The 13499-nt window shown below is 66.5% G+C and carries 14 protein-coding genes and 1 pseudogene; 8 read left to right on the forward strand and 7 right to left on the reverse strand.

What is annotated here, in order from left to right; all coding sequences use genetic code 11:
• From ABIR74_RS02315 to ABIR74_RS02330, 4 genes and pseudogenes are all read right to left on the reverse strand, one after another.
• Positions 1-523: pseudogene (locus ABIR74_RS02315) on the reverse strand (ABC transporter permease); the annotation flags it as partial.
• Positions 524-575: 52 nt separating this feature from the next.
• The gene (locus tag ABIR74_RS02320) at positions 576-1718 is read right to left on the reverse strand and encodes a spermidine/putrescine ABC transporter substrate-binding protein (protein WP_348175001.1); all 1143 of its coding nucleotides are present in this window, start codon (positions 1716-1718) and stop codon (positions 576-578) included.
• Positions 1715-2836: an ABC transporter ATP-binding protein gene (locus ABIR74_RS02325; RefSeq protein ID WP_348175002.1), complete on the reverse strand. Its 1122-nt coding sequence runs from the start codon at positions 2834-2836 to the stop codon at positions 1715-1717. The genes ABIR74_RS02320 and ABIR74_RS02325 overlap by 4 nt, the downstream gene beginning before the upstream one ends.
• A gap of 25 nt (positions 2837-2861) precedes the next feature.
• Positions 2862-3416 (reverse strand): Lrp/AsnC family transcriptional regulator, encoded by a 555-nt coding sequence (locus ABIR74_RS02330; protein WP_348175003.1) that lies wholly within the window; start codon positions 3414-3416, stop codon positions 2862-2864.
• 256 nt (positions 3417-3672) lie between these two features.
• Between ABIR74_RS02330 and ABIR74_RS02335 the strand changes: the two genes are divergently transcribed.
• Entirely contained in the window at positions 3673-4884 is a 1212-nt protein-coding gene (locus tag ABIR74_RS02335) for a saccharopine dehydrogenase C-terminal domain-containing protein (RefSeq protein WP_348175004.1), read from the forward strand.
• Positions 4885-4905: 21 nt separating this feature from the next.
• Here the strand turns inward: ABIR74_RS02335 and ABIR74_RS02340 are convergent, their stop codons facing one another.
• Positions 4906-5310 carry a PPOX class F420-dependent oxidoreductase gene (locus ABIR74_RS02340; protein WP_348175005.1) on the reverse strand — a complete coding sequence of 135 codons (405 nt, stop codon included), beginning with the start codon at positions 5308-5310 and terminating at the stop codon, positions 4906-4908.
• Between the two features lie 93 nt (positions 5311-5403).
• On the opposite strand from ABIR74_RS02340, the gene ABIR74_RS02345 reads away from it, so the two are divergent.
• Positions 5404-5661: a MoaD/ThiS family protein gene (locus ABIR74_RS02345; RefSeq protein ID WP_348175006.1), complete on the forward strand. Its 258-nt coding sequence runs from the start codon at positions 5404-5406 to the stop codon at positions 5659-5661.
• 1 nt (position 5662) lies between these two features.
• Positions 5663-6733 (forward strand): sialidase family protein, encoded by a 1071-nt coding sequence (locus ABIR74_RS02350; RefSeq protein ID WP_348175007.1) that lies wholly within the window; start codon positions 5663-5665, stop codon positions 6731-6733.
• Between the two features lie 53 nt (positions 6734-6786).
• Here the strand turns inward: ABIR74_RS02350 and ABIR74_RS02355 are convergent, their stop codons facing one another.
• Positions 6787-7827, reverse strand: coding sequence for a BMP family ABC transporter substrate-binding protein (locus tag ABIR74_RS02355; RefSeq protein WP_348175008.1), 1041 nt, complete (start codon positions 7825-7827; stop codon positions 6787-6789).
• 28 nt (positions 7828-7855) lie between these two features.
• Here ABIR74_RS02355 and ABIR74_RS02360 point away from each other — a divergent pair, with 28 nt between their 5' ends.
• Positions 7856-8551 (forward strand): NUDIX domain-containing protein, encoded by a 696-nt coding sequence (locus tag ABIR74_RS02360; RefSeq protein ID WP_348175009.1) that lies wholly within the window; start codon positions 7856-7858, stop codon positions 8549-8551.
• 12 nt (positions 8552-8563) lie between these two features.
• On the opposite strand, the gene ABIR74_RS02365 is transcribed toward ABIR74_RS02360, so the two are convergent.
• The gene (locus ABIR74_RS02365; RefSeq protein WP_348175010.1) at positions 8564-9319 is read right to left on the reverse strand and encodes a GntR family transcriptional regulator; all 756 of its coding nucleotides are present in this window, start codon (positions 9317-9319) and stop codon (positions 8564-8566) included.
• Between the two features lie 87 nt (positions 9320-9406).
• On the opposite strand from ABIR74_RS02365, the gene ABIR74_RS02370 reads away from it, so the two are divergent.
• The 4 genes from ABIR74_RS02370 (at position 9407) to rsgA (ending at position 13342) form a co-directional block, all read left to right on the forward strand.
• Positions 9407-9685 (forward strand): hypothetical protein, encoded by a 279-nt coding sequence (locus tag ABIR74_RS02370; protein ID WP_348175011.1) that lies wholly within the window; start codon positions 9407-9409, stop codon positions 9683-9685.
• Between the two features lie 236 nt (positions 9686-9921).
• Positions 9922-10827 (forward strand): TIGR01777 family oxidoreductase, encoded by a 906-nt coding sequence (locus ABIR74_RS02375; RefSeq protein ID WP_348175012.1) that lies wholly within the window; start codon positions 9922-9924, stop codon positions 10825-10827.
• A 45-nt stretch (positions 10828-10872) separates the two neighbouring features.
• Positions 10873-12045, forward strand: a complete 1173-nt coding sequence (locus ABIR74_RS02380; protein ID WP_348175013.1) for an NAD(P)/FAD-dependent oxidoreductase — start codon at positions 10873-10875, stop codon at positions 12043-12045.
• A gap of 223 nt (positions 12046-12268) precedes the next feature.
• A complete protein-coding gene (gene rsgA, locus ABIR74_RS02385) occupies positions 12269-13342 on the forward strand; it encodes a ribosome small subunit-dependent GTPase A (protein WP_348175014.1) in 1074 nt (357 codons plus the stop codon).
• The last annotated feature ends 157 nt before the right edge of the window (positions 13343-13499 follow it).

Consider the following 13499-nt stretch of genomic DNA (forward strand, 5'->3'; position numbering starts at 1 on the left):
AGACGTAGAGCGGAAGCGCCATGAACGGCAGGAAGTTGTAGGTGATCCCGGCGACGACCGCGAAGCCGGTGGCAAGCAGTCGGCCGTCCGGCGCAAGGATGTGGAGCCAGCGGAGGACGCCGACCACGGGCCCTTCGTCGGCGAGGATGTTGAGCCAGGCGAGCGTCCGCACGAGGTACGAGACGAAGAACGGCGCGACGATGACGACGAGGAAGAGGTTCTTCCAGCGCCCGCCGCGGAACGCGATCCAGTAGACGAGCGGATAGGCGATCAGGAGGCAGAGAATCGTGGCGATGCCGGCGTAGACGAACGACCGGATGAACTGGTCGCTGTACTCGGTGATCGCGTCCGAGTAGTTGCTGAACGACCAAGTGAACGAGTACCCGGTCAGGAACGAGCCGGACTGCAGCGACTGGTAGCCGAGGAAGCCGAGCGGGACCGCAAAGAAGACGGCGAGCCACGCGAGCCCCGGGAGGAGCAGCAGCATCGGAGCGAGCCAGCGGTGTCGATGGAAGATCGTCATCGGTGTGCGACCGGCCCGGGCGAAGAGGTCTCCGCCCGAGCCGTGCCGTGCATCAGGCGCCGAGCACCTTCTGCCAGGCGGCCTGGAACTCCTCGTCCTGCAGCGCTTCGGAGCTGAACTGGTGCACCGACGAGAGCATGTCGTCGGTCGGGAAGATGAGCGTGTTGTTCGCGGTCTCGGGATCGGTCCTCGCGAGCTCCTCCCTCGCTCCCTTGACGGGGGTCACGTAGTTCACGTAGGCGGCGATCTGCGCGGCGACGACCGGGTCGTAGACCGAGTTCATGTACGTCGAGGCGGTCGGCGAGCTCCCGCCCTGCGGGATCAGCATGTTGTCCGTCCAGATCATGCCGCCAGCCTCGGGAATCGCCCACTTGAGCTTCGGGTTGTCGGCGAGCAACTGCACGATGTCTCCCGACCACGCGACCGCAGCAGCGATGTCGCCCTTCGTCAGCGGCTGCGCGTAGTCGTTGCCCGTGAACTGACGGATCTGACCGCTGTCAACGGCACTCTGGATCGTCTTGACCGCCTGGCCGAACTCGTCGGCGGTGAAGTCGGATGGGTCGCCGCCGTTCGAGAGGATCGTCAGTCCCACAGAGTCGGCGAGCTCCGTGAGCATCGTGACCTTGCCCTTCAGCTTGGGCTCGTTCAGAAGCTGGTCGAGCGAGGTTACGGGCCCGGTCACGTCCTCGTTCCACGCGATGCCCGTGATGCCCGACTGCCACGGCAATGAGTACGTCCGATCGGGGTCGAAGGGCGGGCTTGCCTGTGCGTCGACAAGGTTGGAGATGTTCGGGATCTTGTCCTTGTCGAGCGGCTCCAGCCAGCCCTTGGCCACGAGGAGCGCGGGGAACCGCGAATTGTCGGTCATCACGATGATGTCTCGCCCGACACCCTTGCCCTGGCTCAGCGGCCCCTGGATCTTGGCGAAGTACGTCGCGTTGTCGTTGATGTCCTCGAAGTAGTTGACGGTGATCCCGGTGTCGGCCTTGAAGGCGTCGAGCGTCGGGTGTACCTTCCCCTTCTCATCGTCGATGTACAGTGGCCAGTTCGAGAAGTTCAGCGAGTCGTTGACCTCGCCGCTCGAGCTACCCCCTCCCCCACCGCCGCAGGCTGCGAGCAGCCCCGGTAGCGAGAGGATGGTGACGCCTGCGGCGCCGCGTTGAACGACCTCTCTACGTGTGTAGCGCGTTGTCATTCGGGTGTCTCCCCCCGGTTCACGACGAAGCCGGAATCGGCTCGCCAGCTCACAGTAACGTTGTCTCCCGGCGCAGGCACGAGGCCGCCGGACTCGGTGTTCTGGTGGAACACGGACACGTCGCCGACCGCAGTCGACACGACCACGTGTGTCGCGACGCCGATGTAGGCAGATTCCTTCACGCGCCCGGCAAGCACGTTCGGGTGCTCGCCACCGATCGTCACCTTCTCCGGCCGTACCCCCACGGAGATCGCCCCGCTCGCACCTTGCGTGTCGACCGAGACGACAGTGCCGTCGTCGAGGCGTACGGTTCCCCGGCTCTCGACGGTTCCGTCGAGCAGATTGGACGTTCCGAGGAAGTTCGCGACGAACGCGGTCTCCGGTCGCTCGTACAGCTCCGTCGGCGATCCGAGCTGTTCGATCTTCCCGCGGTTCATGACGGCGATCGTGTCCGCCATCGTCATTGCCTCTTCCTGATCGTGCGTGACGTGGACAAACGTGATCCCCACCTCTGCCTGGATGCGCTTGAGCTCGAGCTGCATCTGCTTCCGGAGCTTGAGGTCGAGCGCGCCGAGCGGTTCGTCGAGGAGAAGGACACGCGGCGTGTTGACGAGCGCGCGCGCCAGCGCGACACGCTGCTGCTGCCCGCCCGAGAGCTGCTTGGGCTTGCCGTTCTCCCGGCCTTTCAGGTCCACGAGCTCGAGGATCTCGAGCACCCGCCCCTTGATGTCACGCTTGTCGATCTTGCGGCGCTCGAGGCCGAAGGCAACGTTGTCGAAGATCGTCATGTGCGGGAACAGCGCGTAGCTCTGGAACACGGTGTTGACGTCTCGCTTGTACGGCGGCAGACCCACGACGTCCGTGTCGCCGAGGTAGATCGATCCCTCGGTGGGCTCTTCGAATCCCCCGATCATGCGCAACGTGGTCGTCTTTCCGCATCCCGACGGGCCGAGCAACGCGAAGAACGAGCCGTGCGGAATCTCGACGCTCACACCATCGACGGCGGTGACCTCGTCGCCGAATCGCTTGACGACGTTCTCGAGTCGAACGTCGATCGGGATCGAGGCGATCGCCGAGTGTGGTGATCCGGCGGGGGCGCCGGGCTCGACCGTGGCCATCAGTCGGTGGTTCCTCGAGCAGTGCTCATAACGTCTCCTTCGCAGCTGACACGGAAACCCTAGCCCCCCAATCGTAGAGCTGCTTCCACAGCTCGAGGTACAGGAAACTCTCGGTCGTGATCACATCGGGCAACGCACGGATCCGATTCGTGACGTCGAGTAGTGAGCGGCGATCGTGGCACAGCACCTCCACGAGCACGTCGAACTGGCCCGCGGTGACAACGACGTAATCGGCCTCCTCCCAGCGTGCGATCTCGTCGGCGATGCGCTCGGGAGGGCCCGACGTCCGGATCCCCACCATCGCCTGGGCCTCGAACCCGAGCCCCAGTGGATTCGTGATCCCCGCGACCTGCAGGATGTTGTCGTCGCACAGTCGGCGGTACCGAGCACGAATCGTCGCCTCCGAGACCCCGAGCGCGGCCGCGATCCGCCGGAATGACTCGCGGCCGTTTCTCTGCAGCGCCTCGATGATTCCCCGGTCGACGGCATCGAGCCGCCGGGCGCGGCGTACCGGCCCTCGCGCGCCGAGCTCGGGCGGTTCACTCGATGTGAGGGACGATGTGAGTGGCGAGGTGCGCAATGCGAGGAGTTTAATATCACTCTCGACGCAAAGCGTCAACCATTCGGCGACGGTGGACGTAGAAACGCAGATTCGGATGCCAGTGCGGGATCCTGGGCGACCGGCTGAAGCTGACCACCAGCAGCCGCCCTGGCTTCCGACGCGCTGCCTCGCGGCTTCACATCGCGTGGTTCGCGAGAGGCCGCGCGTGGGCGTATCTTCGTGCCAAGAACGCACTCTCCGGGATCCTGACGGCGCGCTCAGGTAGAAATATCCTATGAGAATCCTTGTCGTCGGGACCGGCGGCGTCGGCGCCGCGTTCGCCCGCATCGCCCAACGCCGCTCGTTCTTCGAGCAGTGCGCTCTCGCCGACTATGACCGCGGTCGCTCCCAGGCTGTCGTCTCGTCGCTCGCTGACGACCGCTTCAGTGCGCACGCGGTCGACGCCTCCGAGCAACGGAGCCTCATGGAGTTGATCCGCGAGACGAACGCGACCCACGTGATGAACGCCGTCGACCCGATCTTCAACGTCCCGATCTTCGAGGCGTGCTTCGACACCGGTGTCACGTACATGGACATGGCGATGACGCTGTCCGAGCCGCACCCGACGCACCCGTTCGAGAAGGCCGGAGTCAAGCTCGGTGACTATCAGTTCGAGCGAGCAGCTGCGTGGGAGGAGAAGGGCCAGCTCGCGGTCGTCGGCATGGGCGTCGAGCCCGGCGCGGCCGACGTCTTCGCCCGCTACGCCGCCGACGAACTGTTTTCGGAGATCGACGAGGTCGGCATCCGTGACGGTGCGAATCTCGTCGTCGAGGGCCATGAGTTCGCCCCCACCTTCTCGATCTGGACGACGATCGAGGAGTGCCTCAACCCACCGGCGATCTGGGAGAAGGAGCGCGGCTGGTTCACGACAGCGCCGTTCTCCGAGCCGGAGACGTTCGATTTTCCGGAGGGCATCGGGCCGGTCGAGTGCGTGAACGTGGAGCACGAGGAGGTACTGCTCGTTCCGCGCTTCATCGACTGCAAGCGCGTGACGTTCAAGTACGGGCTCGGGGACGAGTTCATCGCGATTCTCAAGACGATCCACCTGCTCGGACTCGACTCGAAGGAAAAGGTACGCGTCAAGGGCGTCGAGGTGGCGCCACGCGACGTGATCGCCGCGATGCTCCCCGATCCGGCCACGCTCGGGGACAGGATGACAGGCAAGACCTGCGCCGGAACGCTCGTCACCGGCCTCGGCAAGGACGGCCAGCCGCGGAAAACCTACATCTACCACGTCGTCGACAACGCGTGGTCGATGCGGGAGTACGCCTCCCAGGCCGTCGTCTGGCAGACGGCGCTGAATCCCGTCTGCGCGCTCGAGCTCCTGGCAGAAGGCACCTGGAGCGGCGTGGGTGTGCTCGGCCCGGAAGCCTTTCCTCCCCGGCCGTTCCTCGACAAGTTGGCCGAGCTCGGCTCGCCGCACGGAGTGATGGAGCTCGTTCCGTGACGGCGTCCCGATACGAGCGCGCTACTCCGAGAAGCCGATGCCGTCGACCTTGTCGATCGTGATCCTGGCGGTGACACGCTGCTCTTCGGCGTTTCGGAACGGGTAACTTTCTGTGCCGAGGTACTTCTTGGCCAGGCTGTCGATATGCCCGTCGGCACCTTCGTCAATTAGCCCCGCGGTCCCGGTGATCCCAACCCAGCGGTACTGATCCTGCGGATCGACCACGGTGACCGAAACACGGGGGTCACGGAGAACGTGCTTCGCCTTGACGCGATGGCGCGCGGTGTTGAATCGCACCGCATCGCCGTCAGTATCTACCCAGACGACGGTCGAGTGCGGCGAACCATCTGCCCTCAGCGTCGTCACGGTGCCGACGAAGGGGTTGTCCTGGATGAATGCGCGCTGCGCGTCAGAAAGCCGAGCCACGGGGTCTCCTCCCGATCAGAAGGTCATGCGGTCGCATGGTGTAACGAACCGCACCTCCGAATCGATCCCGCCTGGGAGGAATAGAATTCTGCCATGCCGCTCGTCCTTCTCCGGGCACCGCTATCCGAGCTCGCGGGCGCCCGCGAGCTCGAGTTGAAAGGCGCAACGGTGAAGGAGACCCTGATCGCGCTCGAGAGCACCCGGCCTGCGATCGCCGGATGGGTGCTGGACGAGCGGCTCGCGATTCGTGAGCACGTCAATATCTACGTCAATGGTCAACTCGCGCAGGAAGAGACGCCGGTCCAGGCTGCCGATCGGATCCACGTCCTGCCCGCAATCACAGGAGGGTGAGATGACGGAGATCCTGATCGGCACGAAGAAAGGACTCTTCGTCCTGGAGGGCGATGTCGAGAGCGGTTTTGGCGTTAAGGCCCGTGCTTTCCCGGGTCAGGCGGTCGAGTACGCGATGCGCGATCCTCGCTCGGGGCGCTACCTCGCGTCGGTCACATCCTGGTTCTACGGTGGTCGGATCTGGGTCACCGACGACCCGGCCGGCGAGTGGGAAGAAGCCGGCGGGGTCGCCCTCCCGGAGGATGGCGACGCGTCGCTCGCCCGGATCTGGGTGATCGAGCCCGGCGAGGCCGATGGGGTGCTCTACGCGGGCGGCGATCCGGGCTGCCTGTTCCAGAGCGAGGACGGCGGTCTCACGTGGGAGCTCAACCGGGGATTGTGGGACCACCCGACGCGCCCGGACTGGACACCGGGCGGCGGTGGTCTGTGCCTGCACACGATCGTTCCCTGGCCCGATGACCCGGACCGGCTCATGGTCGCGATCTCGGCCGTAGGGGTCTGGCTCTCCGACGACCGCGGTGTCTCGTGGCGCTACTCGAACACAGGGATCGTCCCCGAGTACCTGCCAGAGGAGGCGCGAGCGGTTCCCGCTCAGCACTGTGTCCACAACGTCCGCCGCTCGCCCGCGCGCCCCGAGCGACTGTTCATGCAGTTCCACGGCGGCGTCTATCGCTCCGATGATGCGGGTGCGACGTGGATCGACGTCGGTGACGACACGGCGTTGCCCTCGGACTTCGGGTTCCCGATCGTCGTCGACCCCGCCGATCCCGACAGCGCCTACGTGATCCCGTTGGTCGGCGCCGAAGACAGGACGACGCCGGGCGGATCGGTACGAGTCTGGGAGACGCGCGATGCTGGTGCGACGTGGACACCTCGCGGCGACGGGCTCCCCGCGCACGACGCGTACCTCACCGTCCTTCGTGAGGCGTTCGACTCGCGAGGCTCGGGCGGAACCCTCGAGCTCTACTTCGGGGCGACGTCGGGAGACGTATTCGGCTCGGGTGACGCGGGCGCGACCTGGGCAGCCGTTGCGGAGCACCTGCCGCCCGTCCACTCGGTTCGGACGGCCTGAGAACGATCAGGGTGGGCCGGCCCGACGAGCCGACCCACGCGATGCTTTCGTCCCTACCCTGTGGTTGTCGGTATGTCGGTGATCGTCCCGTCGGAGATCTCCTGCTCGACCTTCTCCGTCGCAGCGATGTCGTCTGCGTTCGCGTCGGGGCTGAACTTCCCGAGGCCGACGCCGTCCTCGTTCAGGCCGAAGACGGCGTTCCCACCGCCCGTGAAGGCACCGTCTCGTGCGGCCTTGACGGTCAGGAAGACCGCGCTGTCGACGCCCTTGAGCCCACTCGTGAGCACGTGGGGGCCGAGGAACGACTGGTCGGCATCGACGCCGATGCCCCAGACCTTCTTCTGCTTTGCCGCGAGCAACGCTCCGAGGCCGCAGCCACCCGCGACCTGGAAGACGGCCCTCGAGCCCGCGGCGATCTGATTCAGTGCCAGCTCCTTGCACTTCGCCTGGTCATCCCAGTCCTGCGAGTAGCCCCACTTGACCTTCATCCCGGGCACGGCTGCAGTCGCGCCGGTCTTGTAGCCGGCGATGAAGCGGTCGACTGGCGGCTCCTTGAAGCCGGCGACCGCGCTGACGAGGTTCCCACCTGCGCGCTTCGCCTGGAGCGCTGCGAGGTATCCGACGAGGTACCCGACCTGCTCCTCGCGGAACAGGAGGCCCTGGACGTTCGCCGGCTTGCCCTTCAATGTCGCCTGATCGACGTCGACGATCGCGAACTTCGTGTCCGGAAACGCCTTCGCCGTGCTCGCTATCGCGTCACCCTGCGCGTACCCGACGCCGATGATCAGGTCGTAGCCCTTGCGAGCAAGCGACGTCATGTTGGGGATGTAGTCGGCAGCGGACTTCGACTCGATCACACGACCCTGAACTCCGAGCTCCTTCTCTGCCCGCTTGAGCCCGTTGTAGGCGAGCTCGTTGAACCCGTCGTCGTTGAGCTGTCCGAGATCCGTGATCAGCCCGACCTTGATCCCCGTCGGGGTGCTCTCCGTCGTCCCGGACGCAGCATCGCTGCCCGACCCGCAGCCCGTGGCAAGGACGGCAACCGCGGCAACGATCCCTGCGACCACACCGAAGCGGCTCCTCCGCATTGTCATCGTCCGTGCCTTTCGCTAGTTTTTGACTATGAGTCGTAAACCTCTGGGCGAGTTTACCAGACCGACCCAGGTAACCCTTGCCGCTGTGCTGCAAGTCCGCGACAGCGTCCTCGAGGTTCTTCTCTGGCAGAGGGCTCGCGAACCGTTCAAGGAGGCCTGGGCTCTGCCGGGCGGCGTGCTGGCCGCGCACGAGACGCTGGAGGCCTCGATCAGACGTCATCTCGCGACAAAGGTCGACCTTGCCGGGGTCGCCCACCTGGAGCAGGTTTCGACCTATGGCGACCCCGATCGAAACCCGGTCGGGTGGGAGATCGCCACCGCGTACCTCGGCCTGGTCCCCCTCGGCGTCGACCCTTCCGTTCCGGACGATACGAGCTGGCATCCGGTCGACGACCTTCCGCCCACGGCGTTCGACCACGGAGCGATCATCCACTCGGCCCGCGACCGGCTCCGCGGTAAGATCTCGTACACGAACATCGGTTTCGCACTCGCCCCTGCCACGTTCACCCTGACCGAACTCCGCGATGTCTACGCGGCCGCGCTCGGTTACGACGTCTCGGCGACAAACCTCAAGCGCGTGCTGCTTCGGCGTGGTGCGATCGAGGCGACCGGAGGACGGCGCGATCCCGGGCGCACGGGCGGGCGTCCGGCCGAGGAGTTCGCCTATTCGGTGCAGACGCTCGAGGTCACGGACCCGTTCGCGACGCTGCGCCCTCCCGAATGAGGGCCGTCCGCGCTAATCGGTGAGCCGTGTCGACTCGGTGACGAGCCAGGCGCGGTCGGCCCGAAAACGATCACGCGAGAACTCGACCCGCGTACCGTCGGCTGCGTAGCCGACGCGCTCGACGAGAAGCACCGAGGTTCCTCGCTTCGCGCCGATCGTGCGAGCGTCGGACGGTCTGGCCTCGGCGACCGTGAGACGCTCCGTCGCTCGGACAGGCCTGAGCCCGAACCCCGTGTCCATCAGGTCGTAGAGGGAGCCTGCAAGATCCATGTCCTCGATGTCGGGGAAGAGACGGCTGGGCAACGATGTCCGCTCGACGGCAAGCGGCTTCCCACCCGCGAGACGGAGGCGCGCGATGACGACGACGCGCTCATTGCGCCCGAGCCCGAGGGCGGCGGCGGTTCGCTTGCCGGTCGGCTCGATCTCTGCAGATACGAGCTCGGCGTGCGAGGCGCCGGCGGCACGTCGCAGAGCTGCGGAGATCCCGCCCGCTCCACTCGCAGTCTCCCCGCCCGGCGTCTCGCTGACGAACGTTCCTCCTGCCCGACCAACGACGCGCCGTACGAGGCCGCCGCGCTCGAGCTCCCCGAGTGCCTGTCGGACGGTCATCCGGCTCACACCGAGAGTCGTGGCGAGTTGACGCTCGGGCGGCAGCCGGGTTCCCGGCGCGAGTGAACCGGACGTGATCAGGCCGGCGAGATGCTCAGCGATCGCCGCATGGAGTGGTTTCGCGCCCCGCGCGAGCTCGAATTCGACGACGTCGTCCATGCGCGCAGACTAATCGCCCCGAATGCGAATTGTCTAGACCGATGCCCTCGATCGACTACTCGGGAGCTCCTGGTACCGTCCATTTCCGTGAAGCTCGTCGCCGAACCGCGAGCACTCCAACACGTCGTCGCTTCCGGCGGTGACCTCTACCTCTGGCCGCGCGGCTACCGCTGTTGTGGCGGGCTTGCGTACGTGCTCGAGGCCGCCACCGCCGCACCCGAGAAGGCATTCCGGTGTGTCCACGAGCAGGACGGTGTCTCCATCTGGGCGACGCCCGGGTTGGCCGAGCCCGAGGAGATCCACGTCGAGCTTGGCCGACGCGGCGCCCTGCGCGCGTACTGGAACGGCCAGAGTTGGATCGGCTGACCTTCTCAAGGCACGGCCTCACGAGACCGATAACCGCTCCCATGCGGAGAACATCATCGGACTGGCTGAAGGTCGTTGCGCTCGTCAGCGTCGTTGCAGAGGCGACCGCGTTGGCGGCCGTGCTGTGGCCGACGCGGTAACGCGCGTCGCGGTTTAGGCCGTTTGTCGGTCGCGCGGGCGCGAGGTCGTGGAAGACATGGATGCGCAGGCCCCTCCCTTGGGGCTATGTTTTGTCTATGAAGATTGCAATGACGGGCTCGACCGGCCTCGTCGGGACCGCCCTCTCCTCCACCCTCTCCGCCTCCGGACATGATCTCGTGCGCCTCGTGCGCCGGGAGCCAACCGGTCCGGAGGAGGCCCAGTGGGACATCGAGGCCGGCACCATCGACGCAGAAGCGCTCGAGGACATCGACGCGATCATTCACCTCGCCGGCGAGAACATCGGGCAGCGCTGGACCGACGCGACCAGAAAGCGTGTGCTCGACTCGCGTGTCAACGGCACGAGGTTGATCGCCGAGACGGCCGCACGCCTGCCCCGCAACCCGGCGCTTCTGTGCGCATCGGCGACCGGGTTCTATGGGAATCGCGCGAACGACGAGGTCGACGAAAGCTCTGCGCGCGGCGACGGGTTCCTCTCGGACGTCGTCGATCAGTGGGAGGCCGCTGCAGATCCTGCTCGGGCGGCAGGCATTCGCACTGTCCACCTGCGGCAAGGGATCGTCCTCGCACGGCAGGGCGGCGCGCTGCAGCGTTTGCTCCTCCCGTTCAAACTCGGCGTGGGCGGGAAAGTCGGGAGCGGGAAACAGTGGTGGAGCTGGGTCTCGCTCGACGATACTGTCGCTGCGTATCTCTTCGCGCTCGAGCACCCGCTCGAGGGAGCGGTCAACGTCACCGCGCCTGGCGCTACGACGAACCTCGAGTTCACGAAGGCACTCGGGCGGGCACTTCACCGACCGACGGTCCTGCCGCTGCCGGCGTTCGCCGTGAAAGCAGCGTTTGGCCAGATGGGCAGGGAGATGCTTCTCGAGGGGCAGCGAGTCGCGCCGACGAAGATCGTCACGGCCGGCTTCGCGTTCAACCAGCCGGACATCGACTCGGGCCTCGCCAGCGCGCTTGCGCACTCGAGTGGATCTTCCGAGTGACGCAGATCGGCGTCGACACGATCCTCGCCCGCTAGGCTCGCAGGCGTGAGCGATGTTCACGATGTCATCGTCGTCGGTGCGGGCATCGCCGGGCTTGCGTGCGCGCAGAGGCTCGCCGCAGCGGGGCGAGCGCCGGTCGTGCTCGAGCGCTCGAGGACGGTCGGAGGCAGGGTCCGAACCGACGTCGTCGACGGCTTTCTCCTCGACCACGGCTTTCAGGTTCTCCCGCTTGCCTACCCCGAGGCACGCGCGCTACTGGACTACGAGAGCCTCGCGCTCGGCGCGTTCGAGCGCGGAGCGATCATCCGCGCGAACGGGCGCTTCCGGCGGCTCGCCGATCCACGACAGGCACCCGTCCGGAGCCTGCGGGCCTTGGCCGGAGGCGTGATCGGCGTGCGGGACGGTGTGGCAGTGATGAAGCTCCTTCGCGGATCCGATGACGAGACCACCACGGCCGAAGCGTTGCGGCGTGCCGGCGTCTCGCGTGAGACCGTCGAGCGGTTCTTCGCCCCGTTCCTCCGCGGAGTCTTCCTCGATGACCGCCTCACGACTTCGAGCCGCTTCCTCGACTTTGTCCTCAAGGCGTTCGCCGACGGGCCTGCCGCCCTCCCGCGGGGAGGGATGGGGTCGATCGCGAGCCAGCTCGCGGACGGACTCGATGTCCGCACCGCCACCACGGTCGCCACGGTCGGCCCGAACGCAGTATCGCTCGAGATGGGGGAGCAACTGCGGGCGAACGTCGTCGTCGTCGCTACGTCCGGCATCGTCGACGAGCCGCTGCACGGATGGAACGGCGTCACCTGCATCTACTACGACGCCCCAGAGGCTCCGATTCCCGGGCCGTGGCTCGTGGTCAACGGCGAAGGCGGCCCGATCAACAACCTCTGCGTCCCGAGCGAGGCGGCCCCGAGCTATGCACCGGCGGGGCGAGCACTCGTCTCGCTGACGATCCTGGGAGCAGGCGATCCCGATCTCGAGGCAATCCTCCGTCAGTTGCGGGGCTGGTTTGGACGCGGCGTGACAGGGTGGCGCCATCTCCGCTCGTACCGGATCCCGCAGGCCCTGCCGGCCTACCCGGTCGGCGGGTTCGCCGAGCAGCCGGTGCGTCTCGCCGGCGGCCTCTACGCGTGCGGCGACCACCGCGAGCATCCATCGCTCAACGGCGCAATGGCGTCCGGGCGCAGGGCAGCAGAGGCCGTCCTCGCAGACAGCGCCTGATCCCGCTCGTCGACGAACGCTCGGATGCGATACGCTTTCCCGGCGTTCATTCCTCGACCGACGGGAGGTCGTTCTGATGACTGACATTGGCTCCTCCACTCCGCGCGTCGCGCGGTCCGTCGGCTAGCCGGATCACACTCCGACCTTCCCGCCCGGACCTCGTCGACTGGCGTGCCAACTCGTGCGCCGCTTTCATGTATCCGAGGTCTAAAGGGAGCTTGGCTTGTCTGAACTGGAATCGCTCGGCTGGACTGACCGGCTGAGCACACTCTACGAACCGTTCGCCGGCGACGACGTCGTCGCAGGACGCGTGTCCGTTCAACACCGAGGCGCATACGACGTGCTCACCGATCACGGCGAGCTTCGCTGTGACGTGCCGCGCCGCCTCGTGCACGGAGCCGAGACGACCGCCGATCTGCCCGTCGTCGGCGACTGGGTCGTCGTCGCCCCGCGTCCCGACGACAACGCAGGGACGATCACGGCTGTCCTGCCACGCTTCACGAAGTTCTCCCGCAAGACAGCGTGGCAGGCAGCCGAAGAGCAGGTGCTCGCTGCGAACATCGACGTTGCCTTTCTGGTCGCCTCGATGAACGAGGATCTCAGCCTGAGGCGTCTCGAGCGCTATCTGATCCTGGCCTGGGAGAGTGGGGCGCGACCGGTGATCGTGCTCACGAAGGCGGATCTCCATGCAGCACCGGAGGCGGCGGTGACAGAGGTCGAGACCATTGCCGGGGGCGTTCCCGTGATCGCGATCTCGAGCAAGACCGGCACCGGCCTCGAGGATGTCCGCGAGCAGCTCACCGCGGGACTGACGGCCGTGTTGCTCGGCTCATCGGGAGTCGGCAAGTCCACTCTCGTCAACACGCTGGCCGGCGAGGAGCTCCTCGCAACCCAGGAGATCCGGGACGACGGGAAAGGGCGCCACACGACGACGCGCCGAGAGCTGATCCAGCTTCCCGGCGGTGCACTCATCATCGACACCCCGGGAATCCGTGAGCTCCAGCTCTGGGTGGCAGACGACGGAATCGACGAAGCCTTCGAGGACATTACTGCGTTGTTCGCCTCGTGCAAGTTCTCCGACTGCGCGCATGATCGCGAGCCGGGCTGTGCGGTGCACGTTGCGCTCGACGACGGCTCGCTGTCGGCCGGTCGGTGGGAGAGCTACCTCAAGCTCCAGGCGGAGCTCGAGCATCTCGACCGGAAGCTTGACAAGCGAGCTGCGGCCGGTGCGCGCAAGAAGTGGATCGCCCTTTCCAAGGAGGCGCGGGAGAACATGCGAATGAAGGGGAATCGCTAGCGGGTGCCCCGCAACGTTCGACCCGAAATGGTCGTCGAGGGACACGCCACTCCATCGTGATTGCGGTAGCGCGGCCTCTCACAGCAATGCCGTTGGCGGTCTAACGTTCTCAGACGTCGCACGAGCGGCCGACGGCGCCGGGGTGGGGTCGCGAGCG

Origin of the sequence: Gaiella sp., from assembly GCF_039915195.1 — a bacterium.
In the GTDB taxonomy this organism is placed as follows: Bacteria; Actinomycetota; Thermoleophilia; order Gaiellales; family Gaiellaceae; genus Gaiella.